Annotated in this window: 26 protein-coding genes; 18 read left to right on the top strand and 8 right to left on the bottom strand. The window is 41.2% G+C overall.

Annotated features, from left to right (window positions below; all coding sequences use genetic code 11):
* The first annotated feature begins 1 nt into the window (after position 1).
* The 7 genes from ruvX to V7K62_RS05685 all read left to right on the top strand — a co-directional run bounded on the left by ruvX (position 2) and on the right by V7K62_RS05685 (position 5,435).
* A complete protein-coding gene (ruvX, locus tag V7K62_RS05715; protein WP_334862559.1) occupies positions 2 to 478 on the top strand; it encodes a Holliday junction resolvase RuvX in 477 nt (158 codons plus the stop codon).
* 142 nt (positions 479 to 620) lie between these two features.
* Complete coding sequence (locus V7K62_RS05710) at positions 621 to 1,193, top strand: DUF3727 domain-containing protein (RefSeq protein ID WP_334862557.1); 573 nt, start codon at positions 621 to 623, stop codon at positions 1,191 to 1,193.
* Between the two features lie 239 nt (positions 1,194 to 1,432).
* Positions 1,433 to 2,059 carry a hypothetical protein gene (locus V7K62_RS05705; protein ID WP_334862555.1) on the top strand — a complete coding sequence of 209 codons (627 nt, stop codon included), beginning with the start codon at positions 1,433 to 1,435 and terminating at the stop codon, positions 2,057 to 2,059.
* Between the two features lie 53 nt (positions 2,060 to 2,112).
* Complete coding sequence (locus V7K62_RS05700; RefSeq protein ID WP_334862553.1) at positions 2,113 to 2,652, top strand: YqeG family HAD IIIA-type phosphatase; 540 nt, start codon at positions 2,113 to 2,115, stop codon at positions 2,650 to 2,652.
* Between the two features lie 353 nt (positions 2,653 to 3,005).
* The gene (proB, locus tag V7K62_RS05695) at positions 3,006 to 4,115 is read left to right on the top strand and encodes a glutamate 5-kinase (protein WP_334862551.1); all 1,110 of its coding nucleotides are present in this window, start codon (positions 3,006 to 3,008) and stop codon (positions 4,113 to 4,115) included.
* Positions 4,116 to 4,167: 52 nt separating this feature from the next.
* Positions 4,168 to 4,758 (top strand): Uma2 family endonuclease, encoded by a 591-nt coding sequence (locus V7K62_RS05690; RefSeq protein WP_334862549.1) that lies wholly within the window; start codon positions 4,168 to 4,170, stop codon positions 4,756 to 4,758.
* A 53-nt stretch (positions 4,759 to 4,811) separates the two neighbouring features.
* Positions 4,812 to 5,435, top strand: coding sequence for a hypothetical protein (locus tag V7K62_RS05685; protein ID WP_334862547.1), 624 nt, complete (start codon positions 4,812 to 4,814; stop codon positions 5,433 to 5,435).
* 34 nt (positions 5,436 to 5,469) lie between these two features.
* Here V7K62_RS05685 and V7K62_RS05680 read toward each other — a convergent pair whose 3' ends face one another.
* Together V7K62_RS05680 and V7K62_RS05675 are read right to left on the bottom strand one after the other, a co-directional pair.
* Positions 5,470 to 6,444, bottom strand: a complete 975-nt coding sequence (locus tag V7K62_RS05680) for an ROK family protein (protein WP_334862545.1) — start codon at positions 6,442 to 6,444, stop codon at positions 5,470 to 5,472.
* On the bottom strand, positions 6,445 to 7,197 hold the full coding sequence (locus V7K62_RS05675) for a Mut7-C RNAse domain-containing protein (protein ID WP_334862654.1): 753 nt from the start codon (positions 7,195 to 7,197) through the stop codon (positions 6,445 to 6,447).
* 1,112 nt (positions 7,198 to 8,309) lie between these two features.
* On the opposite strand from V7K62_RS05675, the gene V7K62_RS05670 reads away from it, so the two are divergent.
* The gene (locus V7K62_RS05670; RefSeq protein WP_334862543.1) at positions 8,310 to 9,293 is read left to right on the top strand and encodes a sucrase ferredoxin; all 984 of its coding nucleotides are present in this window, start codon (positions 8,310 to 8,312) and stop codon (positions 9,291 to 9,293) included.
* Positions 9,294 to 9,456: 163 nt separating this feature from the next.
* Here V7K62_RS05670 and V7K62_RS05665 read toward each other — a convergent pair whose 3' ends face one another.
* Positions 9,457 to 11,052 carry a helix-turn-helix domain-containing protein gene (locus V7K62_RS05665; protein WP_334862540.1) on the bottom strand — a complete coding sequence of 532 codons (1,596 nt, stop codon included), beginning with the start codon at positions 11,050 to 11,052 and terminating at the stop codon, positions 9,457 to 9,459.
* Positions 11,053 to 12,130: 1,078 nt separating this feature from the next.
* Between V7K62_RS05665 and fdxB the strand changes: the two genes are divergently transcribed.
* The 8 genes from fdxB to V7K62_RS05625 all read left to right on the top strand — a co-directional run bounded on the left by fdxB (position 12,131) and on the right by V7K62_RS05625 (position 19,324).
* The gene (gene fdxB / locus V7K62_RS05660; protein ID WP_334862538.1) at positions 12,131 to 12,424 is read left to right on the top strand and encodes a ferredoxin III, nif-specific; all 294 of its coding nucleotides are present in this window, start codon (positions 12,131 to 12,133) and stop codon (positions 12,422 to 12,424) included.
* Between the two features lie 522 nt (positions 12,425 to 12,946).
* Entirely contained in the window at positions 12,947 to 13,960 is a 1,014-nt protein-coding gene (locus V7K62_RS05655; RefSeq protein WP_334862536.1) for a cytochrome c oxidase subunit II, read from the top strand.
* 210 nt (positions 13,961 to 14,170) lie between these two features.
* Positions 14,171 to 15,862 (top strand): cytochrome c oxidase subunit I, encoded by a 1,692-nt coding sequence (gene ctaD / locus V7K62_RS05650; RefSeq protein ID WP_334862534.1) that lies wholly within the window; start codon positions 14,171 to 14,173, stop codon positions 15,860 to 15,862.
* 374 nt (positions 15,863 to 16,236) lie between these two features.
* Positions 16,237 to 16,419 carry a hypothetical protein gene (locus tag V7K62_RS05645; RefSeq protein WP_334862532.1) on the top strand — a complete coding sequence of 61 codons (183 nt, stop codon included), beginning with the start codon at positions 16,237 to 16,239 and terminating at the stop codon, positions 16,417 to 16,419.
* A gap of 121 nt (positions 16,420 to 16,540) precedes the next feature.
* On the top strand, positions 16,541 to 17,140 hold the full coding sequence (locus V7K62_RS05640; protein ID WP_334862530.1) for a cytochrome c oxidase subunit 3: 600 nt from the start codon (positions 16,541 to 16,543) through the stop codon (positions 17,138 to 17,140).
* Between the two features lie 194 nt (positions 17,141 to 17,334).
* On the top strand, positions 17,335 to 17,820 hold the full coding sequence (locus tag V7K62_RS05635; protein ID WP_334862528.1) for a hypothetical protein: 486 nt from the start codon (positions 17,335 to 17,337) through the stop codon (positions 17,818 to 17,820).
* 340 nt (positions 17,821 to 18,160) lie between these two features.
* Positions 18,161 to 18,772, top strand: coding sequence for a cupin (locus tag V7K62_RS05630; protein ID WP_334862526.1), 612 nt, complete (start codon positions 18,161 to 18,163; stop codon positions 18,770 to 18,772).
* Between the two features lie 96 nt (positions 18,773 to 18,868).
* Entirely contained in the window at positions 18,869 to 19,324 is a 456-nt protein-coding gene (locus tag V7K62_RS05625) for an ArsC/Spx/MgsR family protein (protein ID WP_334862525.1), read from the top strand.
* Positions 19,325 to 19,442: 118 nt separating this feature from the next.
* On the opposite strand, the gene V7K62_RS05620 is transcribed toward V7K62_RS05625, so the two are convergent.
* The 3 genes from V7K62_RS05620 to V7K62_RS05610 all read right to left on the bottom strand — a co-directional run bounded on the left by V7K62_RS05620 (position 19,443) and on the right by V7K62_RS05610 (position 22,810).
* A complete protein-coding gene (locus V7K62_RS05620) occupies positions 19,443 to 20,522 on the bottom strand; it encodes a fatty acid desaturase (protein WP_334862524.1) in 1,080 nt (359 codons plus the stop codon).
* Between the two features lie 218 nt (positions 20,523 to 20,740).
* Positions 20,741 to 21,793, bottom strand: a complete 1,053-nt coding sequence (locus tag V7K62_RS05615) for a fatty acid desaturase (protein WP_334862522.1) — start codon at positions 21,791 to 21,793, stop codon at positions 20,741 to 20,743.
* A 195-nt stretch (positions 21,794 to 21,988) separates the two neighbouring features.
* Complete coding sequence (locus tag V7K62_RS05610) at positions 21,989 to 22,810, bottom strand: acyl-CoA desaturase (protein WP_334862520.1); 822 nt, start codon at positions 22,808 to 22,810, stop codon at positions 21,989 to 21,991.
* Positions 22,811 to 22,902: 92 nt separating this feature from the next.
* Here V7K62_RS05610 and V7K62_RS05605 point away from each other — a divergent pair, with 92 nt between their 5' ends.
* Positions 22,903 to 24,135, top strand: a complete 1,233-nt coding sequence (locus tag V7K62_RS05605; protein WP_334862518.1) for a methionine gamma-lyase family protein — start codon at positions 22,903 to 22,905, stop codon at positions 24,133 to 24,135.
* Between the two features lie 217 nt (positions 24,136 to 24,352).
* On the opposite strand, the gene V7K62_RS31475 is transcribed toward V7K62_RS05605, so the two are convergent.
* Positions 24,353 to 24,493 carry a pentapeptide repeat-containing protein gene (locus tag V7K62_RS31475; protein ID WP_442937226.1) on the bottom strand — a complete coding sequence of 47 codons (141 nt, stop codon included), beginning with the start codon at positions 24,491 to 24,493 and terminating at the stop codon, positions 24,353 to 24,355.
* Between the two features lie 44 nt (positions 24,494 to 24,537).
* Here V7K62_RS31475 and V7K62_RS05600 point away from each other — a divergent pair, with 44 nt between their 5' ends.
* On the top strand, positions 24,538 to 25,389 hold the full coding sequence (locus V7K62_RS05600; protein ID WP_334862516.1) for an alpha/beta fold hydrolase: 852 nt from the start codon (positions 24,538 to 24,540) through the stop codon (positions 25,387 to 25,389).
* A gap of 164 nt (positions 25,390 to 25,553) precedes the next feature.
* Here V7K62_RS05600 and V7K62_RS05595 read toward each other — a convergent pair whose 3' ends face one another.
* Positions 25,554 to 25,856 (bottom strand): DUF1816 domain-containing protein, encoded by a 303-nt coding sequence (locus V7K62_RS05595; RefSeq protein ID WP_334862514.1) that lies wholly within the window; start codon positions 25,854 to 25,856, stop codon positions 25,554 to 25,556.
* Positions 25,857 to 25,898: the final 42 nt, after the last annotated feature.

The following is a 25,898-nucleotide window of genomic DNA, read 5'->3' as shown; positions in this document are numbered from 1 at the left end:
TGTGATATCCCAAAAGCAAGCAAAACCGTTTATTTCAGCGTTGGGACTAGATTTCGGTCGCAAGCGGATTGGTGTGGCTGGGTGCGATCGCACGGGTTTAATTGCCACGGGAATCACCACAATTGAGCGTGCATCTTTTGAGCAGGATGTCGAGCAAATCCGACAACTGGTTAATGAACGTGAGGTGCAAGTTCTAGTTATGGGCTTACCTTATTCAATGGATGGCTCACTAGGATTTCAGGCACGTCAAGTTCAGAAATTTACTACAAGACTTGCTAGAGCGCTAAACCTGCCTGTGGAATATATGGATGAGCGATTAACTTCATTTCAAGCAGAGCAACTGCTGATAGCTGAAAACCGCTCCCCGTCACGCCATAAAGGTTTGATTGACCGCAAAGCAGCCGCTTTAATTTTGCAACAATGGCTGGATGTGAAGCGTGCCAATTCTCGCAGTTCAGTTGCGGCTATTGAATATTGATACCTTTTAACATGATATTCTAAAAACGATTAGCCAGTAGTTGTATTTACGTATAAAGCTATTTGGTTGACATAATATGTCATTAATATAGTGAAGCGATTTTCAAACTTGCTGGTATTTATTAAATTTCTACATTTCGGCTATGTTTTCCCCTCCATTTCCTGAAGAAAATGATAACGCTCATGCAGGTTCCATCACTTTAACCGATGACAAAGGGCGATCGCTCGACTGTTATATAGAGCATTCCCTGGAGGTAGATGGACAAGAATACGTTTTGCTTCTTCCTGTAGACTCACCTGTAGAAATTTTTTCTTGGGAAGGTGACGGTGAGGAAGAAGAAGCGGTTCTGGTAGAAGATGACGCCATCATTGAGCAAATTTTTGCTAATGCCCAAGCTGTACTATCTGAGCAGAACCTGGTATTGAAGAACACAGCTTATGCTTTGACTGTTGCAGGTGATTTACCGCCAGTTGATGAATCAGAACTCTTCACCTTAGAAATCGAAGATGAAGAGGCAGATTTAGAGCCTGAGCAATTACAGCTACTCGCTAGCTTCTATGATGAAGAGCAGGAGTATGCAATTTATACACCCCTCGATCCCCTGTTGTTTTTTGCCCGAATAGCGAAAACAGGCGAACCGGAATTACTCTCTCCAGAGGAGTTTCGCGAAGTGCAACCTCTGTTAGAAGAACATCTTTTTAATGAAGTGGAATAAGATTAAAAATTCAAAATGTTATATTTTCATTTTGAATTTTTTAATTAGGAATTTTCATTTTCAGCACAATCTAGTTAAACCTTTTACCATATCTGATTAAATCTAAAAGCAATGAAACACTAACACTAAATTGTGACAATTAGTATTGTTTAAAATTCTGGAAAAAGCATTTTAGTTTGTAGAGATTTTTAATCCAAAATCTAAAATCTAAAATCCAAAAGTGGTATAAGGTGCTGAAAATGGCTTATAGCGATTTTACATTAAGTAAATTTAAACAGTCATTCAGCATCCGTATTGATGAAGAAACTGATTTATGTGCCAATATAGAACCTTTACAGGCAAGTGAGAAACTCAAAAATTCTTTAGAAGAAACTACACAACTGGCTTTAGCAATTAATACTGAAAAAGCTCGTTCAGAAATGATTATCACTCCGATATTGTTGGAGGTAAGACGCAGGGCTAATTATCCAATTAGTTTATTTTCGGGAACAGATTTTAACGTGGATGCAGAAAAGGGTCTGAATGGATATTGTGACTTTATCATCAGTCGTTCTAAAGAGCAACTAACAATTAATGTGCCTGTGGTGGTTATTATTGAAGCCAAAAATGAAAATATTAAAGGTGGATTAGGTCAATGTGCGGCCGCAATGTTGGCAGCACAATTGTTTAATCAACAAGAAGGAAATGAAATCAGAAAAATTTACGGTGCGGTAACAACAGGGGATATTTGGAAGTTTTTGAAGTTAGAAGAAAACGATATATTTATTGATTTGAGTAATTATTACATCAAAGATATAGATAGAATTTTAGGAATTTTATCTCAAAGTGTTCAGGGAGATATGCCAGGATTGAGTTCGACTAACTAAACTATATTGGGTTATGCTCATTTGTCTGAGCTACTTATATTTGACTGTTGACTATGATCTGGAACAATCTTTTACAGCCTGACTTGATTTTAGAGGGTTCAGTGTTGAACCTAACACCAGATATTATCCAAAAATACGGGCTTAAAGGGCTGGTATTGGATGTAGATGAAACTTTAGTACCCTTTACAGTGGGGGTAGCTTCCCCAGAACTACGAGAGTGGGTGGAGCAAATTCGCACCCGTACTGCACTGTGTTTGGTGAGTAACAACCTGAGTGAAGCGCGAATTGGTGGAATTGCGCGATCGCTCAACTTGCCTTACTACTTGGGTGCAGCCAAGCCTTCCCGACGCAAAATTAGAGCAGCACTTAGGGGAATGGATCTACCGGTGCATCAAGTGGGAATGGTGGGCGATCGCTTGTTTACCGATGTTTTAGCAGGTAATCGCCTAGGGATGTTTACCATTTTAGTTGAACCGATTGTTCATGCCGACGCAGCTCTGCGCTCTCATCCCGTCCGCAACTTTGAAGTCTGGATATCTGAAATTCTGGGAGCCTCTATTACCCCCAAGAAAAAGAAGATTCACAAAAGTTGAGAAATCGTCAGGAAAGTAAATCTAAAGAAATAATTAAGGAATCTTTATCTAATTCAAAAATCGGGGATCATAAGTATTAATAACATGGGATCAGCCAAAAAAGATCCTAACTCATACTAAGTAAATATACACCCGTAAAGCGTCAGCCTTCACTATAGAGGGATTGGCGCTTTACAATTTTGGATTTTAGATTTTGGATTTTGGATTGAATCTAATGTGGGTAGATTTAAAGCCTAAAAGGTTGTTTGCATTGGCTTTAGTCTGTTCATCTGGCGCGTTTGAGGGTAGGGGTCTAAAAAACTTATGCAAGATGTCTAATCTGAAATCTGAAATCTAAAATCTAAAATTGAAAGATGTCACTAACAATTGTTGTCAAAATCGGTACTTCTAGCCTAACCCAACCAGAAACGGGACAATTAGCACTTTCTACGATCGCTACCTTGGCGGAAACACTCTGCCATTTAAGACGCCAAGGACATCGGGTAATTTTGGTTTCCTCTGGCGCTGTGGGGGTGGGTTGTGCGCGGTTGGGCTTAACTGAACGTCCCAAGGCGATCGCACTGAAACAGGCTGTAGCAGCAGTTGGACAAGGCCGGTTAATTCGGATATACGATGATTTATTTACTACTCTGCAACAAGCGATCGCTCAAGTATTACTGACTCGCAGTGATTTAGTACAGCGAAGCCGCTATTTGAACGTCTATAACACTTTTCAGGAACTACTGAGACTGGGAGTGATTCCCATAGTAAATGAAAATGATACCGTAGCAATAGACGAACTAAAATTTGGTGATAATGACACCCTTTCGGCATTGGTTGCCAGCTTAGTAGAAGCAGATTGGCTATTTTTGCTTACCGATGTCGATAGGTTATACTCAGCCGATCCGCGTTCCGTACCAGATGCCCGGCCGATCGCTTTAGTTAGTAGCATTAAGGAATTAGCAGAATTACAGATACAAACAGGTTCCCAAGGTTCTCAGTGGGGTACTGGTGGGATGGTGACAAAAATTTCGGCTGCGAGAATTGCGATCGCTGCTGGAGTGCGTACCGTAATTACCCAAGGGCGATTTCCCCGGAATATCGAAAAAATTATCCAAGGTGAACTGATTGGGACGCATTTTGAACCGCAACCTGAACCAACTTCGGCGCGTAAACGTTGGATAGCTTACGGACTTGTACCTGCGGGGAAATTGTATTTAGATGAAGGTGCGATCGCGGCAATTTCTCTAGCGGGAAAATCGTTATTAGCAGCTGGAATTAAGCTAGTAGAAGGAGAGTTTCGCACACAGGACGCAGTGCAATTGTGTGACACCAACGGTAACGAAATTGCTAGAGGACTTGTGAATTACAACAGCAATGATCTGCAAAAGATTCGCGGGTGTCATTCACGAGAAATTCCCACAATTTTAGGCTATGCGGGTGTGGAAACAGTTATTCACCGAGATAATTTGGTTTTAACTTAGGATGGAAATGAGATAAATTTCGTGACTACTAACTGAGAGAGTAAAAAATATTATGACTCAAACGTTAGAAAATGCTGTTAACTTACCAGAAGAACAACGCTTCTTTCGACGTGGGTTAAGTTGGGAACAGTTTAAAGCGATTCAAGCCGGTTTTGAAAATGTGCCAGGAGTGCGACTATTTTATTGTGAGGGAATTTTAGAAATTGTGAGTATTGGTAAGCCTCATGAGGTGATTAAGTGTTTAATTGGTTTGCTCCTAGGGCAATATTTCGTGGAACAAGGCATTGAATTTTTCCCTAGTGGGAGTTTTAGCCAGGTTATTCCCAATATAGTAGAATATCAAGCTGACCTATCTTATTGCTTTGGAAACGACAAACCTGTATCAGACCTCTGCATCGAAGTAGTTATTACTAGCGGTAGTCCCATAAAGTTACAGAAGTACAAATTAATGGGAGTCCGCGAAGTTTGGTTTTGGGAAGATGGCACAATTGAAGTTCACTGCTTACGAGAACAAGAATATGAGAAAGTTATTAAAAGTGAGTTGCTAGCAGAATTAGATTTATCCCTGCTCAATCGTTGTCTTTTGTTGTCGTCTCCCTTAGAATCAATTAGAGAATTTCGCCAGGGCATTCAGCAAAAATAGTAGGTTGAAACCTAATATTGTTGGATATTAGTGCTGTAATTTGTAGAGGAAAAATGGGAGAAAAATTTGTTAACTATCAAGTTAGATGGGTTTCACAATATGATGTGGCTAAGATAGTTGAAAGAATAACTAGAAACGAAGCTTATGTTTCACCTAGCAAGAATGGATGGATTACAGTTTACGATCAAACATCTGAAGAATTTAACCATGATTACATTCGATATTTTGTCCAACAATTATCAATAAAGCTGTCAACTGCCGTATTTACATTGATGGTGTATAGAGGATTAAAGTTTGTATATTTATTATATGAAGGTGGAGAAATAATTGACGAATTTGATAATGATACAGATGGAGAAACATTTGGTGATGAGTATACAAGAGATGTTTACATAAATCGGTTTCATGGAGACTCAAATAAGTTGTTTAAGTACTGTAAACCCAGTGCAACATTGCAAAATATTTCTGATTTCATGGGATATTGTAGAAAAAAAGATATAGAATATTTAGGACAAAATGCTGCCGATGAGCTTGCTTGTTTGTTAGGGATAGATACAAATAGAGCAATAATTGGATATAGTTATTTTGAGGATAATAGCCTTTACGTCGGTACAGAATTTTATATAGAAGAAGCTGAACAATTTTTATTAGTCCGATCGCCGCTTACCCATAGATAATTAGTTCAACTAGTTCTGTTTGCACTTATACACATCACTCATTTACAAATTGAGGATTTGTGATCAAAGCGATCGCCACACCGCCCCACAATGGCGCATCATCACCCAAAATCGCCGGCACAATTTCAAAATCAACTTCTGGTAAAGCTGTCTCCCGTGCCACCCGTTGCAGCACCTGCCAAAAATCCTCCCCCGCTTTCGTCACACCGCCTCCCAACACAAAGCGCTGCGGATTCATCAGATTTGCCACATTGCCAATACCCACACCCAGCGCCCAAGCAGCTTTGTGCAAAACTTCCTTAGCCAAATCATCCCCAGCCGCCGCAGCTTCAGCTACCAACTGTCCCGTCAGCAACGTTAAATCATCCCCCACCAAACCCCTCAAAACTTCTCCTCCTCCGCGCCTCTGTGGTTGGTTTTCCAAAATTTCCCTAACATTTTGCGCCATATAAGGCCCCGAAGCCAAACGTTCCACACATCCCCGCTTCCCACATAAACAAACTGGCCCAGCCGGATCTACAACGATATGTCCAATTTCGCCAGCCATTCCACCAGCACCTCGCCAAGGCTGGCCATTGAGTATCCAACCACCACCCACGCCAGTGCTGACAGTAATGTAAAACAGGTTATCGTATCCCTGTCCCGCCCCAAAGCGGTGTTCACCCAAAGCAGCGATATTGGCATCATTGTCTACACCAACAGAAACGCCAAACTCCTCTTCCAGCAACCCTTTGAGAGGAATATTTTCCCATCCAGCCACATGATGAGATAGGCGCACCGTTCCCGTAGAAGCATCAACCGGGCCGCCAAAGCTGACACCGATCGCAGCAGGTTTTGCGTCTTGCAGCAGGGAGTAAATGAGCGATCGCATAATTTCCAAGTCAGTGCTAGCATCTGCATTCGCTGGCGAGAGACGACGTTCATAACGCAACCACTTTCTAGAACCGATGTTTACCAATGCTGCTGCTAGTTTAGTTCCGCCAAAATCAAGAGCTAAAATTAATGTCATTCACTCACCTTTTCTTGAGTCCAATACTCCATCAATAAACTGTTGCAATCGTTCATAATGTGAACCTTTCCAATAAATGCGAGCGCAGTCTTGGCAACGCTGGAATACATCAATCTGCGATTGCACATTTTCTGGCAATTGTTCAATAATAGATTGCTTATCTACAGATTCTAAGAATCCATTGCAACGCAAACACCGTTTAAATGGTGCAATTAATTCAAATAAATCGAAGCGTTGCAGTACTTCTAGGATTTGTTGTTGAGGGTTAGTGTTTCTAACATAATACCCGTGCTTTACCAAACTACGCATTAATAGACCCTTATCACGAGTCAAGAGAATCCGCGCTTGGTTGTAGGATATTTGGGCTAATTTCTCATCCTCGTAGTCATTGCGGTATAAAGTATCAAAACCTAAAAGTCGTAAAGATGTCGCCAGCTTCCCCAAATGAATATCTAAAACAAAGCGGATAATACTGAGCGGTTTTGGCAGAACAGAAACGCTTGGTATAATAACACTCCTAGCTGAAATTGGATAAACATTGATAGTGTCTCCATCGGAAACTATGTAAGAAAAATTTACATATTCACCATTAACATTTATAAAATCCACCTCTGGATGAGGGACGCCCAACGACTCAATCATCTCCTTAATTGAGGCTTTTTCCTCAAACAAATGAGAGATTCTCACCTGCTTGTGATGCCGTGGTAAAAAATGATTCAATTCTGCATGAAAGTAGAAATATGCGATCGCCATAGCTACAGATATTTGGATTAGTAGAGACACACAGCGATGCGCCCTTACTAGCAACAATTTGTCACAATTGGCAAACTTTATCTATTGTATTGAAAGAATAAATGCTTGTTCAAGTGAGCTATCTCCACTAGAGAATGCTCATTAACCCTTGATTGAATCAACCTAATAGACGCGACAAACGATAAAGGAATTATAAAGATTCTCAAATACTTGCATTTATTATTGAGTTCAGTTACAGTCAAGGCAGATACATATAATCAAACCCTGACATAAGCTTCAGGAAGTTAGATTAGGTAAAGGGGTAAATAACAGGTTTGTTAATGTTGATGTCAGTGACGTTGCTAAAAATTAGTGACTAACTTTGATCGTTAATTTATAGCGCATAAAGTACGGGGCACTAAAGCATTTACCCCCGATTTTCTTGTTTTTATTTTTCTTATCTAATTGAGAATTATTTGCAATATGTATACAGAGATAAATACATTAAAAGCAGATAGTGTGGAAAAACTTTTATATTTAGCTTATAAAATAAGCATATATTTATCAAGGTTTCCACATCTATCTTTAGAAATATGTTCTTGGCAAGAACAGCACAAAATTATCTCTTTATGCGTAAAAATAGGAACCATAACTAGCTATGTAGATAATTTCAGCAAAACTTTAAATAACTATGTTATTGCTAGCAATATTTTTGATTGTAATATCAGCTACATCAATATTCTAAGCAAGTTGATCGCCTGTTACTCACCAAGTCGCTTTGCGTCTACACACAAGATTGAACATATTTGATTTTGGGAAAGAAACCAAGTTCAGAAAAGCCGAGTTTCCGCAAGTTAAAACTTATGAAATACCAAATAACAATAAAACTAGATACAAAATTAACGCCGTTCCTACGGAAAAATATTTCTTGACACTATTTATCTCTATTGTGGAGATTTTATTAACCGGAAAGACCTTGATAAATAATGATGTTATAAAGTGGCTACCTAGTTTTAACTGGGAAATGAATATTGTTCTTTTTTATCTCCTTTAGCCAAGGATATTGTAGCTAAGAAGACAATTGTATTTTGTAATACCTTTCTTCCATAAAATACGCTAATGAGTGCAGCGAGATGAATACTTTTTTTTGTTCTGACGATTCGCGACAAGTAGGAGAAGATGTTATTGGTAGCGCCACCAATTATCAAACTTATATTTTAGTTGAGTGTCCTTTACCTTGGACATCAGAAGCCTTTAATTCTAAATGGGTGCCCCAGAATTTGAGGATTTTGGTAGAGGAAGTAAAGCGTGCTAAACTACCGATTAGATTCCTCTTAATTGCTAATGATGTATCACACAAAGTAAACCACACTACGCTTTTGATTTATCAAAAAGAAGAGGGGTTAAGTAATGGATACCAGAAACAAGAGTTTAAGCTAGCAAATATTGAGCAAGTAGCAGCAGTTGTCCAAAAATGGATATGGGGTATCAATTCTAATTTTGAGGTAGAAACTAGTACAACTAGAGATATTTTAGTTTGTACCCACGGTAGCCATGATAAGTGTTGTGCGAGATATGGCGCTCCTTTTTACTTCCATATTACAGCGAGTAATGCTGATTTGTGCTTAGATAATGTGCGAATTTGGAAATCATCGCACTTTGGTGGACATCGGTTTGCACCAACAGTCATCGATTTGCCAGAAGGAAGATACTACGGTCGTCTCGATCAAGATTTATTTAGATCGATTTTGACTCGTACTGGCGATATTCAATGCTTACATAAAGTCTATCGAGGCTGGGGAATTCTGCCTGCTGCACTTCAGATTTTGGAAAGAGAACTAATCCTCTGTAACGGATGGGATTGGTTTAACTACAAAGTTGCAGGCAAAATTTTGGAGCAAAGTTTAGATAATAATACTATCTTAGCTGAACTAAGTTTTGAACAACCTTCTGGTTCTCTCTACACTTACCAGGCTAAACTTGTGAAAGATGAAAGCAAGACTCAACAATTGAAGAGTTCATGCAATGCTACACGAGAGTTGGTAGTTACTAAATATGCTGTAGGTAGTCTCTGGGTTACTTCTAGTAAGGTAATTAGTTATACTACATATAAGTAGAGATTTTTTAAACGCAAAGGAACGCAAAGGCAAGCGCAGAGGGACGTGGAGATTTTATTACGAATTTTGCAGCGTTATACTAAATACAGGATTTAATTAATTCGTAGCGAACTAAATTTAGCAAAACTCTGCGTTCCTCTGCGTTTAAATTCCAAATTGCGAATCAAGATGAAGCTATATTTAAGACTTTCCGTAACAGTATTTGGTCTTCTAATTTGGCTTTTAAACGGCCATTTTCGATATCTCGAATCCAGCTTTGGCTTTTACCTGTAAGTTTTGCTAATTCTCTTTGGGAGAGATTCAAATTTTTTCGCGCTTGCAAAATCTGTTCACCCAGTAAATCATTTGTAGCTTTCGGCTTCCTTTTGGCTTTGGCAGTTCGCCGTTGCTTTTTTTCTGATTCTGAAATTTGCTGTTCCCATTCTGGTGGGAGTTCAAAAGCCAAAATCCGCGCATTCATTAGCAGATTCCATTTACCACGGGGGCCTGTGTCTGTGAGGCGAGTTTCAGCACCACCGTCGTTAGTCCAAAATTCTAATGCTTCATCTGGATCTTCGGGAAGATCAACTAACTTTGCCCATAAAGGTTGAATTTCTGGTGGGTAGGTAACTGGATCGAAAAGTGGTTTCATTCCATAGTGATTGAGAATTTCCAAATCGCTTTCAAAAGTTCGCAGCAGACGTTTACGTTCTTCCCGTTGTCTGGATGCAAGGGCGACTTTTTCTTCACCATAAGCAATACGTAGCAAGGTAGGAATAGTAATGCGTTGTTCTTTGCCCATTTTGGTTTTAAAGAGCAACCACAGCATTAGTCGGACTGCGCCTTCATGTTGTTGCCAAATGCTCATGACTGTGCTTAACAGCGTTTTGGGAAGACTGCCGTATTGATAGAATGCGGTTCGTTCTTTACATGCTTGTTTGTTTAAGAAATATTGTGCCCATAAACCTGCTTTTACTTTAAAAGTTAGCCCAATCAGATATTTGCATCCGAGATTATCTTCTTGAAAGTGGTGCTGAATATCTACTAAGTGCCATAAGCGGCTGCCGACAACAGAGAATCCGTTAATTCGACCTTGTTGAGGCCAGTCAATGGAAATGATTAGGGAGCAAGCTTGCTGTACGATATTTTTCATTAAAGCTAGCTTGGCAGCTTTGCTTAAGTCTTTGCGTTTCTCCATCCCCAAATATTTCTCAATTTGTCGCTCATCGATCGCAAATTCTTGCTCCCAAGGTTGCTCTAAAGCTGTAGCGTAAGCTGCAAAAATCAGATGTATGCAAGCGGCTCTGATGTCAAGCCCCTCAATTGCTGCTATATCTGTGGCCTTGTCGTTCACTTTGAAGGGATCTTGGATGTGAAAAGCGATCGCACCTCGGCCTTGATTGACTTGTCGGCTGTAACTGATGTAGCCTTCTTCATCGGTTTCCCAATGTAGAGATGTGCGCTGCGCTAATACATTACAAGCTTCCCAAATTGCGATCGCTGAAGCAAATGGATTATTCTTAGCATTAGAAAACAAGTCTAAGCTGGTGGCATCTCTCGGTTCTACTTTGCATCTCCCCTTTTTAGACTGCCAAGGAATGGGAGAATTTGTCGGACAAGCTATTACACATTGCGGTTCTGAATAATAGCCCTCACAATTATTACAAAGACCAGGATCAATCCAGTATTCATTGTCCTCTATTCTGATTGCACCCGTAGGACATTGGGGGCGGCAGTTGTCACATCCAACGCAACTGTTGTTAGGAATTGTATAAGGCATAAGGCTCTTTTCCCACTCTAATCGTTGAGATGTCTGTCTCAGTTCTCCCCTGGATGAGTCCTGTTTATTCATGACTCGCCACCACATTATCTTTCTGGCGAGAATAATCTTTTCTCACCACATTCACTTCCCACATCCATATTTGACTTTGTATCCAATTGGAAGCTATTTAAGGCTTTAAAACTGAGCCTAAGAAAACTTCTTATTAACTATACATTTCATGAAAAAAATGATTAATTTGTTCGTGCCGAGCTTAGAAAAAAATCTTAACATTTATTTAACTATGTATTTAACGAATATTTCAGCTTTGAACATAAAACCTTACTCAAAGTCTTTTCAAAAAAAAATAAGCCTCTTACAATTGGAACTCTTCTGATTTGTTAATAATTTTAATATTTAATACAGGATAATATTCTGCCATAAACTTTACAGTTCCTTTATAAATTAATTATGTTGATGAATGTGAAATGATAATATTCTTTTTGTCATCGTTTATCTAAATATTTGAATCAAACTAAATTGAGAATTGTTGCTTTATAAAATACATATTTTATATATCAAAATGTAACTAGCGAACATCCGCTTTTGTATATATGTATACTGTTTATCTAGATTTCTCTGCCTAAACATAAAAGTATTTGAAAAAGAATATCATCACTCTTATAGATATAGTTGCATTTGCTGGAAATAAAAGTTAAAGCGAAGATTATAAACCGCATCTACACGAGATTTGACTCGCATTCATAGGTTTAAAACCCTCAATTCTTCCTTCTCTCGTTCTATGCTCTGCATGGGAATGGCTGATTAGAGGCTGCTGCATCCAGCTAGACATTGCATTGAGTCAGAGGCTCGATGAATGAATGCTTTTCTATGCGAAGCATAGGAATGGGGAGCCACTAATTATTGGCAATCATTTTCATCTATAACTTGAAATAAAAACTAATTTCTCATTGTGTTCAAAGTCATCGAAATTTGATGAGATAAAAGTAAGTTTTGAATACAAAAGAATAAAAGATTAGGATAATATGATGATTAATGCACAAACAGATTGACAGGCAAAATTGCCGAGGATTTATTCATGGCACAACTAACAGGTTTGACATTTGGCGGTAAAGCTTGGACACCAAAATTCGCTCAGGAAATCGACAAGGACAAATGTATCGGCTGTGGCAGATGCGTTAAAGTCTGCGGGTACAATGTGCTTGGATTGAAGGCGCTCAATGAAGAAGGTGAGTTTGTGGAAGATGAAGATGATGAAGAAATTGAACGGAAAGTAATGGCAGTTACTTCTCCAGAAAACTGTATTGGTTGTGAAGCTTGTTCACGGATTTGCCCGAAGAAGTGCTACACCCATGTTTCATTAAATAATTAAGGCTTTTGGAGTTAGTCAAAACTGTTGTTCGTTGAAGGAGGCACTGTTTGAATAAAGCGCAAATGCGCTAGGCAAGGTAACTTGAGGGGAATACTAAATATTTGCTGTAACTAATAAAAGTTCACAGTAAACAGATCCGTAAATCGCAAAATGTTAGCTATTAACAAATTTAAACTTGCTGCTAATATAGCCTAATCAATATTAGGTCTAACAGTGCCCTCTTGGAACAACTAGCTTTTCTAAAAGTAGGGGGCTAACTTTGTGGTATGAGTTGAAATATAATTTGTAATTTTTTGGGGGAAAGATATGGAAAAAATCTGGAAGTTTCCCCCTTTTTTTATGGCTGCACGTTAGAAAGTTAATAAGTGAAAAGGAAATGGTAAATAGGGAATGGGGAAAGAACAAGGGAATAGGGTACAGGTTACAGGGAATAGATGAATTCCTATTACCTTAACCTCTCCCCTCAAACCTAAACTCAGAAAATAACACCTCTAAAGACGGTTTACAAAGCAGGTAGCATGTATGCAACAAGTTCCTGTTTCACTATGGACTCTGGTTGCTGGGATAGTAGTTACAGCAATCAGCATTTGGATTGGTCAAAACCACACTCTCATGCCGGTGCAAGCATCGTTACAAGCGCCTTTGGTAGACGGTTTTTTCAACGTCATGTTTACCATTGCGATCGCATTCTTCTTAGTGGTAGAAGGAACTATTCTGGTTTTTTTGGTTAAGTTTCGTCGCCGTCGCGGTGATGATACCGATGGTTTACCAATAGAAGGTAACGTTCCCTTAGAAATCTTTTGGACAGCAATTCCAACGGTGATTGTCCTCGGTTTGGGCATTTACAGCGTAGATGTTTTTAACCAAATGGGCGGTTTTGAGCCTGCGGGTCATCCTCATTCAGCAGCTCATGTTGCTCATATACCGGGAACCGCTCTCGCTGCCACATTAAGCGATACTTCCCAAGCAACAACTGCCCCGTCAATTGCCCCAACAATTGGTATCGGCGCGTCTCCTCAAACCCTTAACAAACCAGCCGATTTAGTTGTTGATGTCAAAGGGATACAGTACGCCTGGATATTTAATTACCCTGATAGTGGCATTACCTCTGGGGAATTGCACATACCCGTCGGTGCTGATGTGCAACTCAACCTTTCAGCACAAGATGTAATTCATTCATTCTGGGTGCCAAACTTTAGGCTGAAGCAAGATGCACTTCCTGGTATCCCTACCGAACTGCGATTTGTTGCCACCAAACCAGGTACATATCCCGTAGTTTGTGCTGAGTTGTGCGGTGGTTATCACGGTTCAATGCGGACACAGGTAATTGTCCACACACCGGAAGACTATGATAGCTGGCGGACAGAAAACCAGATTGCTCAACAGCAAAACCTAAATCAAGTCGTTGCAATTAATCCAACCGACTTGTCAACATCAGAGTTTCTCGCGCCCCACACCCATGATATGGGAATTAGTGCAGCAACTCTAAAGTCAGGAGTCATTAGTCATTGGTCATTAGTCATTGGTCATTGGTAATATTATGTCCGCTCAATTAACCATTATTAAGAGGAACCCCACCCCCAACCCCTCCCCGCTCTTCGAGAGGGGAGCAAAAGCTGGGGTGCTTTTACTATGGGCGACATTATATAACTGACAAATGATAAAGGACAAATGACAAACGACAAATGAGAAATGACAAAGGACATAGACGCCCACAGGCAGCTTCCCGTAGGGTAGGACAAAAATATGACGCAGGTAGAATTTCCCCGGAATACTCCACCAGAAGAAAATAAACCGAAAACTCTGGTGGCTGGACACACCTCCCATCCGCAGGCGTGGAAATGGCAGGACTATTTTACATTTAATGTTGACCACAAGGTTATTGGCATTCAATACCTCGTGACGGCGTTTGTATTCTATCTGATCGGCGGACTGATGGCTGTTGCTCTCCGTGTCGAATTAGCAACACCAGATGCAGACTTCCTTGACCCCAATCTGTATAACGCTTTCATGACCAATCACGGGACGATTATGATCTTCCTGTGGATTGTCCCTAGCGCCATTGGGGGATTTGGTAACTATTTAGTGCCGTTGATGGTTGGTGCTAGGGATATGGCTTTCCCGAAGCTGAATGCGATCGCCTTTTGGTTAAATCCACCAGCAGGTGCGCTGATATTAGGTAGTTTCATTTTTGGCGGTTCCCAATCTGGTTGGACAGCTTACCCACCCTTGAGTTTGGTGACAGCACCAATCGCTCAAACTATGTGGATATTAGCGATCGTCTTAGTAGGAACTTCCTCAATTTTGGGTTCGCTGAACTTTGTGATCACCATTTTGATGATGAAAGTTCCTAGCATGAAATGGGATCAAGTACCCCTGTTTTGCTGGGCAATCTTGGCAACCTCCCTGCTGGCGCTTTTCTCCACACCAGTATTAGCAGCCGGTTTAATTCTGCTGTTGTTTGACCTCAACTTTGGCACCTCCTTCTTTAAACCAGATGCAGGTGGTAACGTTGTAATTTATCAACACTTATTCTGGTTTTATTCTCACCCGGCAGTATATTTAATGATTCTGCCCATCTTCGGCATCATGTCGGAGGTAATTCCAGTTCACTCCCGCAAGCCAATCTTTGGTTATAAAGCGATCGCTTATTCGAGTGTAGCCATCTGCGTTGTCGGTTTGTTCGTCTGGGTACACCACATGTTTACCAGTGGTACACCAGGTTGGATGCGGATGTTCTTCACTATCTCTACCCTCATAGTTGCAGTTCCCACTGGTGTAAAGATATTTGCCTGGGTTGCTACCCTCTGGGGTGGTAAAATCCGCTTTACTGGTGCGATGCTTTTCGCCATTGGCTTGTTGTCCATGTTTGTCATGGGCGGTTTAAGCGGTGTGACGATGGGAACAGCCCCCTTTGATGTTCACGTCCACGACACATATTATGTTGTAGGACATTTCCACTACGTGCTGTTTGGCGGTTCCGTGTTTGGCATCTACGCCGGCATTTATCACTGGTTCCCCAAGATGACCGGACGAATGCTGAATGAAAACTTGGGACGCATTCACTTTGCCCTCACCTTCATCGGCACTAATCTTACCTTTCTACCCATGCACGAGTTGGGTTTGAAAGGAATGCCGCGACGAGTGGCAATGTATGACCCCCAATTCATCGACCTGAATCAAATTTGTACCTTTGGTTCATTTGTCTTGGCGATATCGGTAATTCCCTTTACCATCAACATGATCTACAGTTGGTTGAAGGGGCCTTTGGCAGGTGATAATCCTTGGCAAGCTTTGACTTTAGAATGGACAACTAGCTCACCACCCGCAATTGAAAACTGGGAAGTGTTGCCGGTTGTTACTCATGGGCCTTATGACTACGGTCATGGGCATAGTACTGAAATACAGCCATCTGCAACGCCGGAAGCTAGTGCTTAGTTAGTAGTCTGTCAAGAAATAATTGAGAAGTAGAGATTGTTCGTAGTTGGCGCTTTAGCGCTAAAGTGCCAACTACGAACCTATCAAATAAAACTTCAAAACCTAGTAGAGTTAGTACCACTCAATACCGTTCGGATAAGATCCCCCCGCCTGTGGCGACCCCCTTAAAAAGGGGGTAAAGGAGGAAAATAGCCCCCCTTTTTAAGGGGGGTTGGGGGGATCTTCGCTCAATAAACAAGTTAACCGAACCGTATTAGAGTCAAGGTAACTGTAATTTCTAGTCATTTAATTTGAAAACTCGGAACGCCGAGTTTGGAACTCGGAACTTAAGCTTGTGAACTCGGAACTTGAGCTTGTGAACTCGGAACTTGAGCTTGGAACTCGAAACTCCGAGCTTAGAACTGGAAACTCCGAGCTTGGAACTCGGAACTCCGAGCTTGGAACTCGAAACTCTGAGCTTGGAACTCGAAACTCCGAGCTTGGAACTCGAAACTCCGAGCTTAGAACTGAAAACTCCGAGCTTAGAACTCGAAACTCGGAATTTTGAGAATTCCTGAACAAGTGAAGAGTTGGGTTAAATAAGGACTTTGGATGAAGAATGAAAATTTTGCCGCTTCAGACTTCATTCTTCATTCAAGCTTCCACAACAGACGCAGCGGATAATATTGTCAAAAATCTATGACTATAGCTACAACAACAAGCGAAGATCACAGTGCAGGACACGAAGAACATCCAGATTTAAGAGTTTGGGGACTTTTGACATTCCTCGCCTCTGAATCCCTGATGTTTGGAGGATTTTTTGCCACTTATTTGTTTTTCCGGGGTACTACAGCCGTTTGGCCTCCAGAAGGAAGTGAAGTAGAACTACTTGTGCCGACAATTAACACCATTATTTTGGTGTCCAGTAGTTTCGTTATTCACTTCGGTGATACAGCGATTAAAAAGAATAACGTCAAGGGAATGCAACTATGGTATGCAATTACTGCACTCATGGGGGCAATTTTCTTGGGTGGTCAGGTTTATGAGTACTCAACATTAGGATACGGACTGACTACCAACGTCTTCGCCAACTGCTTTTATATCATGACTGGGTTCCACGGTTTGCACGTTTTTATCGGACTGTTATTGATATTACGTGTATTGTGGCGATCGCGTCTTCCCGGTGAATATTCTGCAACCAATCATACTTTCATCGAAATGGCAGAAATTTACTGGCACTTCGTAGACATTATTTGGATTGTTTTATTCACCTTAGTGTACGTTCTTACTTTGTTTTAAATTCGGCATGGGGTATGGGGCATTGGGCATTAGAAAAAACTTCTCTTTGTCTTCCTCATCCCCCTCATATCATGTCCGGCTGATTAGTTGTCATTGCGAACGTTCCACTTCGTTGCACTCGCAACGACTATCGTAAGTTATTAAGCGGACATGATATCATCCCCCTCATCCCCCTCATCCCCAATAAAGTTATTATGCAACTTGATGCAAACAAATTCTCATGGTTCCAGGTTCCAGAAGACATCAAAAATTTATTAGTTTTAGCTGCACAGAACTGGGAGAATACATCAGAATCCGAAAAATATATTCAACAAGCTTTAGCTAAAACTGGTGAAAATACAGATGTCTTGGTAGCAGCATATAGATTTTTCTATTATAAAAATAATTATTCTCTTGCACTACAAACAACAGTCAAATTATTAGATAAAATTAAAGAAATAGAAAAACTCCCTGATGACTGGGAGCAACTTAAGCCTATATTAGTCAATCGCAAAGAAGACCCACAAATTCGATTGTACTTAAATGCTTATGCTGCTTCTGGATTAGTGCTAGCAAAGTTAGGAGCAATCGAGGAAGCAAAAGAAATCAGCACCAAAGTCAAAGAGATAGACGACAAGAATGATTTTGGAGCGGGAATTCTCCTGGATATTTTGACACGTCCAGCAGAAGAAGATGATTAATTAGTCAATGCGCTTCTCTACAAGACTATGTGTGAAAGAGTGGGGAGAGCAGGGGAGTAAGAAGTGGGGAGATGTAGCTTTAGTTTCCCGCAGGGGTGGGAGACAAGGAGAATAACCCATTTCCAATGCCCAATATCCAATACCCAATGCCCTTTTGGTAAACAATCATGAACAACTGGTTCTCTACATCATATTCCTCTTACTCTCTTTTGGGAGCAGCTAGTAATAGTAACTCTATCATTCCTGCTATTACCATACCTACTAAACTTCCTGCGAACAATATTCCTAATGTCTCTCCGATCATTATCATCCAATCTTCTCCCTTATCAATTTAAAAGTTATGAAAGGTAAGGATTGGCTGCTAACGGGGGATGGTCAGCATCAAGCCTGTAAATCTGTGAGAGCATGGGATTTATTGAGGGAGAATTATCGTCTTTATCGGTTTTTAACTGAGATAGAAGATGTTCTCAATAATGTGGAGGATCAAGCCAGTCGTCTGCCAGAAATTCGGATGCTTGTAAGGCGTTTAATAGTAAATTCCTACTGGGTGAGAAGTCAACATTTAGAGCCTTCACCCAAAACGGGAACCTCTGTTTTACTCCTATACGATGAATTGGGTTTTCCGTTAACTGTGCAAACAGTAACATTTGCACCGGGAACCCGATCAAACATTCATAATCATGGGACATGGGGAATAGTCGCGGTGTTAAAAGGTCAGGAAAAAAATACTTTTTGGCAACGCACCCATAACCCAGAATTTCAAGACAAAATTGAACCGACGGGAGAGCTAACTCTATTTCCAGGGGACATTATTAGCTTTACTCCCGATGCAATTCACTGTGTAGAAGCAGTGGGTGATGAACCAACAGTGACTTTTAATGTTTACGGCGAAACCGATCCGAATGAGAGATTTGAGTTTGACTCAGTTACTCATCAGGCTAGGAATTTTTAATTAGGAATCGTCAGGATTAATTTCATCGGTTCGTAATTGGTGGTTTAGCATTCAAAGCGCCAACTACAAACAATTGAGTAATTAGGAGATAGTTAAATGGCAAGGGTAATTTTCTATAGCAAACCAGGCTGTCAAGGTGGTACTAAGCAAAAAGTTTTGCTCACAGCTGCCGGTCATGAGGTGATACCATACAACCTGCTAACAGAACCTTGGACAGTTGAGCGGTTGCGTTCATTTTTTGGCGATCGCCCCGTAGCCGAATGGTTTAATCGTTCCTCTCCAAAGGTAAAATCTGGTGAGGTGGTTCCTGAAAAAATTGATGCAGAAACCGCTTTGACGCTGATGCTGAAAGAGCCACTATTGATTCGCCGTCCTTTGTTAGAAATAGGCAATCGCCGCGAGGTAGGATTCGATGTAGAAAAGATTGATGCTTGGATTGGCTTAAAGCCTGTAGATGAGTCTTTGCAGGAAATTAGCGAAAACCTGATGAAGCAAGATTTGCAAAGCTGCTCCCACGCTAAAGAGCATAGTCATCATCACCATAATCATTAGGGTGGCTGTAACCATCATGGTGAACAACATCAAAAGCAAGGCAGCTTGTAGTCATTAGATTTCTTGCATAAATCAAAATCCCTCTCCTAAGCTTGGGAGAGGGACTTTGAAATTGGCTCTAGTCTTTAGCTAACTTGTTGTTGGATGTGTAGTAAACCTTACTACCAGTATCAGGTACAAAATGGCAGCTGACACATGAATGCCATAATGACTTCCAAATAGGTTCTTCCGATTTGTGGAAATAGTCACCCATCACTGGTTTTATTGCCTCAGTTGCCTTTAGCAAATTGTAGTGAGGGATGTTAAGGAATATATGGTGAGCAACATGAGTACCAATATCGTGATGGATATGATTAACCAAACCATAATCACGGTCAATACTAGAAATTGCACCTTTCAGGAAAGTCCAATCTTCTCCACGATACCAGGGAAGCTCTGCCTCAGTGTGGTGCAAGAATGTCACCAAATCTAGCCAAATGATGAACACAAGGTAAGGCACAGCATAATATTTCAGCAACCATATCCAACCCCATTGATAGGTGAGGAAACCAAGCAAACCTACCATCCCAATCAAAAGTATAGTACTAGTGAGGACATCCCATTTTTCCGACGGCTTGAAAAGCGAACTGCTGGGCAAAAAGTGGGAGCCTTCCTTATTAGGAGAACGCTTAAACAGATACACAGGATAAGCCAAGAGAAAAACATAATATCGGCCTATCTTTTGGGCTAAAGGCATCTCCTTATATTGTGATTCTGTCACAGGATACCAGCTTTCATCGTTATCGATATTACCAGTATTTTTGTGATGGGTTCTGTGGCTGATTCGCCAACCATGATAAGGAACAAGTATTGGTGTGTGAGAAAGATGTCCAATCAGATCATTGAGCCATTTATGCTTAGAAAAAGATTGGTGTCCGCAGTCATGTCCTACTACAAACAAAGCCCAAAACATCGTTCCTTGCATTAGCCAGAAAATCGGGAAGAAAAGCCAAGAATCCAGGTAAGAAGCAACTGCATAAAGCAGACCGATAATCAGGATGTCACGAAAAAAGTAAAAAAGTGATTTTGTCACATTGGGCTGAAAGCATTCAGCAGGGATTGCAGCTTTTAAATCCTGAAGACTGAAAGGCAATTTAGTGAAATCCTCAGACATTTCACAGCCAGGAGGATTGTCGAACGTGATGATATTTGATTGCACTGGATTCTTTTGTTAGATATAAATCGGAACTTTATTTGAGATAAAATCATCTCACCTCTAGGATGCCCACGAAACTAGCGATCGCTAACACAAAAGAGGATAATTTCTGGCAATTTGCATTACAATTTTAGTCAGTAAAAAATTGCCAGATTCTATTCAAACACAGCATGATAAACGCTCTCGTTGGTTCAAGAGCGTGAGTGTAGTCACAGCGTTATTTATCGCTCTGTATAATGTTCGTTGAAAGTCTTATAGCCAATATCAGTTGTATACAGTTGACATTGGTCTGTAATCTGCTTCATTAAAGGCCAGGAAAACTGACACTCATCATGTAGATAAGGCTCCCAATTGTCTTTGATGCTGCTGTAAGCTAGCCGCAAATTATAAGAAGGAATAGCAGTGGAAATATGATGAGGGACATGAACATTGATATCGTGGCACAATACTTCTACCCAGCGCGGATAATCGCAATGAATAGTGCCAAATAGCTGTGCTAGAGCTTCGTTCCACTTGTTGGCTGTCGTAAAAGGAACATCTGCGGCAGTGTGGTGAACAATAGTAAAAGTACTCATCCAAAAATGGTAAATCATCCAGGGCACTAGCCAAAACTTGACAAATCCCCAGATACCAGTTGTGGCGATGAGAAGCGGGAAAGCGATCGCAGCAAACACAACTACTACAGCCACAGACAGCTTGATACTCGATTGGTCTTTAGTTTTGAAGTTCCGCCAATCAAAATGCACCACAGCCCAATGTCCAATAGAACCTACCCACCAAAAGCGTTTACGCATGAACAGTTCAAAAGCAGACTGTCGGGTTTTATCCCAATTTTCAAACACTTCTGGTCTGATTGGATGCCAAGCGTTGTCCTCATCCAGCTTGTTGGTATGAGTATGGTGATAATTATGCTTAATCCGCCAACTATGAAAAGGGTAAATTAACGGCATCATGAAGAAATGCCCTACCAAATCATTTACCCAACGACGTTTGGCAAAAGACCTGTGACCACAATCATGAGCAATTACAAAAAAACCTGTTAAAGCAGTGCCCGTAAAAATCCAAGCTAGGGGCAAGAGAAACCAAGGAGTGATAATCAGGCTGTAATAGCCCAAGGCGACTGCCAAGACACTCAGCAGGACTTGTGTCCAAGCTTTGCGACGGTTCTGCTGAAAACATTCGCGTGGCAGGGTTTTGACAATATCTTTGAGCCGGAAGTCGGAATTACTAGGCTCGTCACTTAGTTTCTGGCTATTAATTATTGATGTAGTCATGGACACCTAAAAAACAACAAACTCCCCCACCAAGTCACCAAAAAAGTGGCTTGCCGCAAAATTTCTTCATATTAGCGCTTCGGATTATAGCAATCTAACCGACACAAGCGCACCCGTAAATAACTTTTTGAAAAGTCAGGAGTTAGAAGTGATGAATTAAAAATGTTACACATCCTAACTCCTAATTCCTAACCGCTAACTAGTTTTTGTTGGGGCCAACTTCACATTAGTCGCCAGACCAACTGCTTGTAGCAATTGAACTGTCATCCAGGTTAAATCGATTTCCCACCATTCCAGCCCATGACGAGCTGAGTATTGAAAAGCATGATGGTTATTGTGCCAGCCTTCACCGAAAACTAGTACGGCTACCCACCAGCAATTAGTTGAGCGATCGCCAGAATCATAGCTACGATAGCCAAATTTATGAGTGGCGCTGTTCACCAACCAAGTGCAGTGATAAACCCAGACAATGCGAACAAAAATTCCCCAGACAACGAATGACCAGCCACCCAGAAGCAAAAGCAATACACCTAGAGCAACCTGGATCAAAATGAAATATTTTTCTAAAAACTGATAAACTGGGTCTTCGGCAATGTCTTTGGTGAAACGAGGAACATCAGCGTGAGCGGGACAGTAGTGAATCAGCCAATCCATGTGGCTCCACCAGAAGCCCTTATTAGAATCATGGGGATCAGCGTCAGTATCAGAGTTTAAATGATGAATGCGATGTGTCCCGATCCACTCAATTGGGCCTCCTTGACACGAGAGTGTGCCGAAGAAAACCAAGAGATACTCTAGCCACTTAGGAGTTTGAAAACTGCGGTGGGTGACAAGGCGGTGAAATCCGAGAGTAACTCCTAAACCACCTGTTACCCAGTACAGCAAGAAACCCACACCAACTGCCGTCCAGCTAAAGTTACCAGGAACAAAGGCAAATAAAGCGCCGATGTGCAGTCCAATGAAAAACAGGGTATTAACCCAGTTAATTTGAGGTTTGGTTGAAGTAGCAATTGTCATGCAGTAACCTGAATTTGAATTTTCTAGCCTAGTCTGTGCGATCTAAAAATCCGCATATCTATAATTTAATTTTTTTTTTGAACGAGGAACTGATGAACAGCTTAGAACAGCTGCGGCAAGCAGAACAGGCACTATTAGAAATTTTTTCTGGAATTGACACTCAGGTCAAGCATAATCTAAAACGAGTGCTGGATGCTTTTCGTAATCACCGTGTGGGCGCACACCACTTTGCTGGTGTAAGTGGCTATGGTCACGATGATTTAGGACGAGAAACTTTAGATAAAGTTTTTGCCGAAGTTATGGCTGCTGAAGCTGCGGCCGTGCGGGTGCAGTTCGTTTCGGGAACTCATGCGATCGCCTGTGCTTTGTTTGGTGTTCTCCGTCCTGGAGATGAAATGTTAGCAGTGGTCGGTTCTCCCTACGATACGCTTGAAGAAGTCATTGGTTTACGGGGTCAAGGTCAAGGTTCCCTGATCGATTTTGGCATAAATTACCGCCAGCTAGAGCTAACCTCAGAAGGAACAGTGGATTGGCAAGCTTTAAGCCATGCAGTGGATGACAAAACTCGTTTAGTGTTAATTCAGCGCTCTTGTGGCTATTCTTGGCGTCCTAGTTTATCAATTGCTGATATTGAAAAAATCGTTCACTTAGTCAAACAGCAAAACCCGAACACCGTTTGCTTTGTGGATAACTGCTATGGCGAATTTATTGAAACTAGAGAACCTACAGCCGTAGGTGCTGATTTAATCGCTGGGTCATTGATTAAAAATCCTGGTGGTACTATTGTCAGCGCTGGTGGTTATGTCGCCGGTCGCGCCGACTTAGTGGAAGCATCGGCCTGTCGCCTTACTGCTCCCGGTATCGGTAGCTATGGCGGTGCTACTTTTGACCAAAATCGTCTCCTGTTCCAAGGCTTATTTCTGGCGCCCCAGATGGTAGGAGAGGCGATGAAAGGGACTTATCTTACTGGTTATGTATTTGATAAACTCGGTTATCCGGTGAATCCCGCTCCCCTAGCTCCCCGTGGGGATGTAATTCAGGCAATTAAACTCGGTTCTGCCCAAAAGCTAATTGCTTTCTGTAAAGCCATACAACAGCATTCTCCGATCGGTTCCTACTTAGACCCTGTTCCAGATGACATGCCGGGGTACGAGAGCCAGGTGGTGATGGCTGGGGGGACATTTATTGAAGGAAGTACTTTGGAATTGTCAGCAGATGGGCCTTTACGTGAGCCGTATGTAGTTTATTGTCAGGGGGGAACTCATTGGACTCATGTGGCGATCGCACTGGAGGCCGCGATCGATGCAGTCGGGACTGGCGGTTAATTATTATAGCACATATTCTTTTAGCATAAAGTTGGCTCAACTTTCAGTATTTGGTGGCAAATGTGAAGGTCACTTTATCAGCTAAACAGCTATATCTAACTAAATTTTCTAACGCACAGTTTTGCATTAATTTAGAGTAATAATGTTATGTAAATTATCTACAAGCTTATGCAAAACTGTACTTAGTTGAAACTATTTACAAATAATGCAGATGTAATTATTTGATAGCTTCCTCTATGTTGGCGCCCTTCAATTTAGCTCCTTCTAGGTTAGAACCCTTCAGTTTAGCTCCTTTCAGATTAGCTCCGTACTCAGAGAAATCAGATCGGAAATTAGATGGTTGAGAATTGAAAATCAACGTATTTTAGAACATTTGTTCGGTTGAGAGGAGAACGACTAGTAATGAGCGATCGCCATAATCTTACTACTGCTACACGTCTTAATGTATACACCCAAGGTCAAGGATTCCCAATTTTGGGCTTACATGGTCATCCTGGTACTGGTCGTAGTCTTTCTGTCTTTACCAATCATTTATCAAAACGCTACAAAACTTTTGCCCCTGATTTACGCGGATACGGCAAAAGTCGCTACAACGGCAATTTTGACATGAATGACCATTTGACTGATTTAGAAGCGCTGTTAGACCGCTTGGAGATTGAAAAGTGCCTAGTATTGGGATGGTCACTTGGGGGAATTTTGGCAATGGAACTGGCATTACGTTTGCCAGAGCGCATTACTGGGCTGATTTTGGTGGCGACAGCTGCAAAACCTTGTGGCAGTCATCCTCCGATCACTTGGCAGGATAATTTATATACTGGTGTTACTGCCTTACTGAACTATATAAAACCGAGTTGGCAATGGAATATTGAAACTTTTGGTAAGCGATCGCTTTTCCGCTACCTAATCCAACAACATACATCTATCACTTACAATTACATCGCCAAGGAAGCAGTACCAGCTTATTTGCAAACCTCTCCTGCTGCTACTCGCGCCCTCTATAGTGCAATTCAATCGGGATACAATCGGCTTCTAGACTTGCAACAAATACAATGTCCTAGTTTAGTACTTGCTGGTGAACAAGACCGCCACATCACATCTGATTCCAGCTTACAAACTGCTCAACACCTCAACAATTCTCAGTGGCAGTGCTATCCCAACACCGCTCATCTTTTCCCGTGGGAAGTTCCCCAGCAGATGCTAAATGACATTGATCATTGGCTGGAAGAACATCCACAGGTAATTAGTAGTCAATAGTCTAATGGTTAAAAAATTTTGACTATTGACGAAGAAGAAATGGAGAGGGAAGATGTGCTGACATGATCAGTGAAAAAGACGCAATAACCCGGTAAAAAAATTTTCTGTGTCTCCGTGTCTTTGCGTCTTTGCATCAGAGCATCCTTTTCACTCTCTGGCCTAACTTAAATTTGACCGCCAAAGGCAGGCTGTACTTTGCGGTCAAATCTTTCCCCCAAGTCTTCAGCAATTGTTAAGGTATTAGGTTTGCAGCGCTTGACATCCACAGAAATTCCCTGCGCTCCTTCGATCTCCAAATCTTCTATATATCCAATGCTTGACAATCTGGCATCAGAAGAACTTAGAAATGGCCCGAAGTAGTACGTGCAACGGGGATTCTGCGTCACAATCTCTACCCACCAAGCCAAGCCGATGTAGTCGAATGTGTTAATTAACACTTCCTTGAGGTTATGCCAAATGGTTTTCATGGTTTTCGCCGATTTATAAACGTCTACAGGGTATTAAACGAT

The sequence above is a fragment of the Nostoc sp. genome, assembly GCF_036917935.1.
Taxonomy (GTDB): domain Bacteria; phylum Cyanobacteriota; class Cyanobacteriia; order Cyanobacteriales; family Nostocaceae; genus Nostoc.
This window is presented reverse-complemented; position numbering and strand designations above follow the sequence as displayed.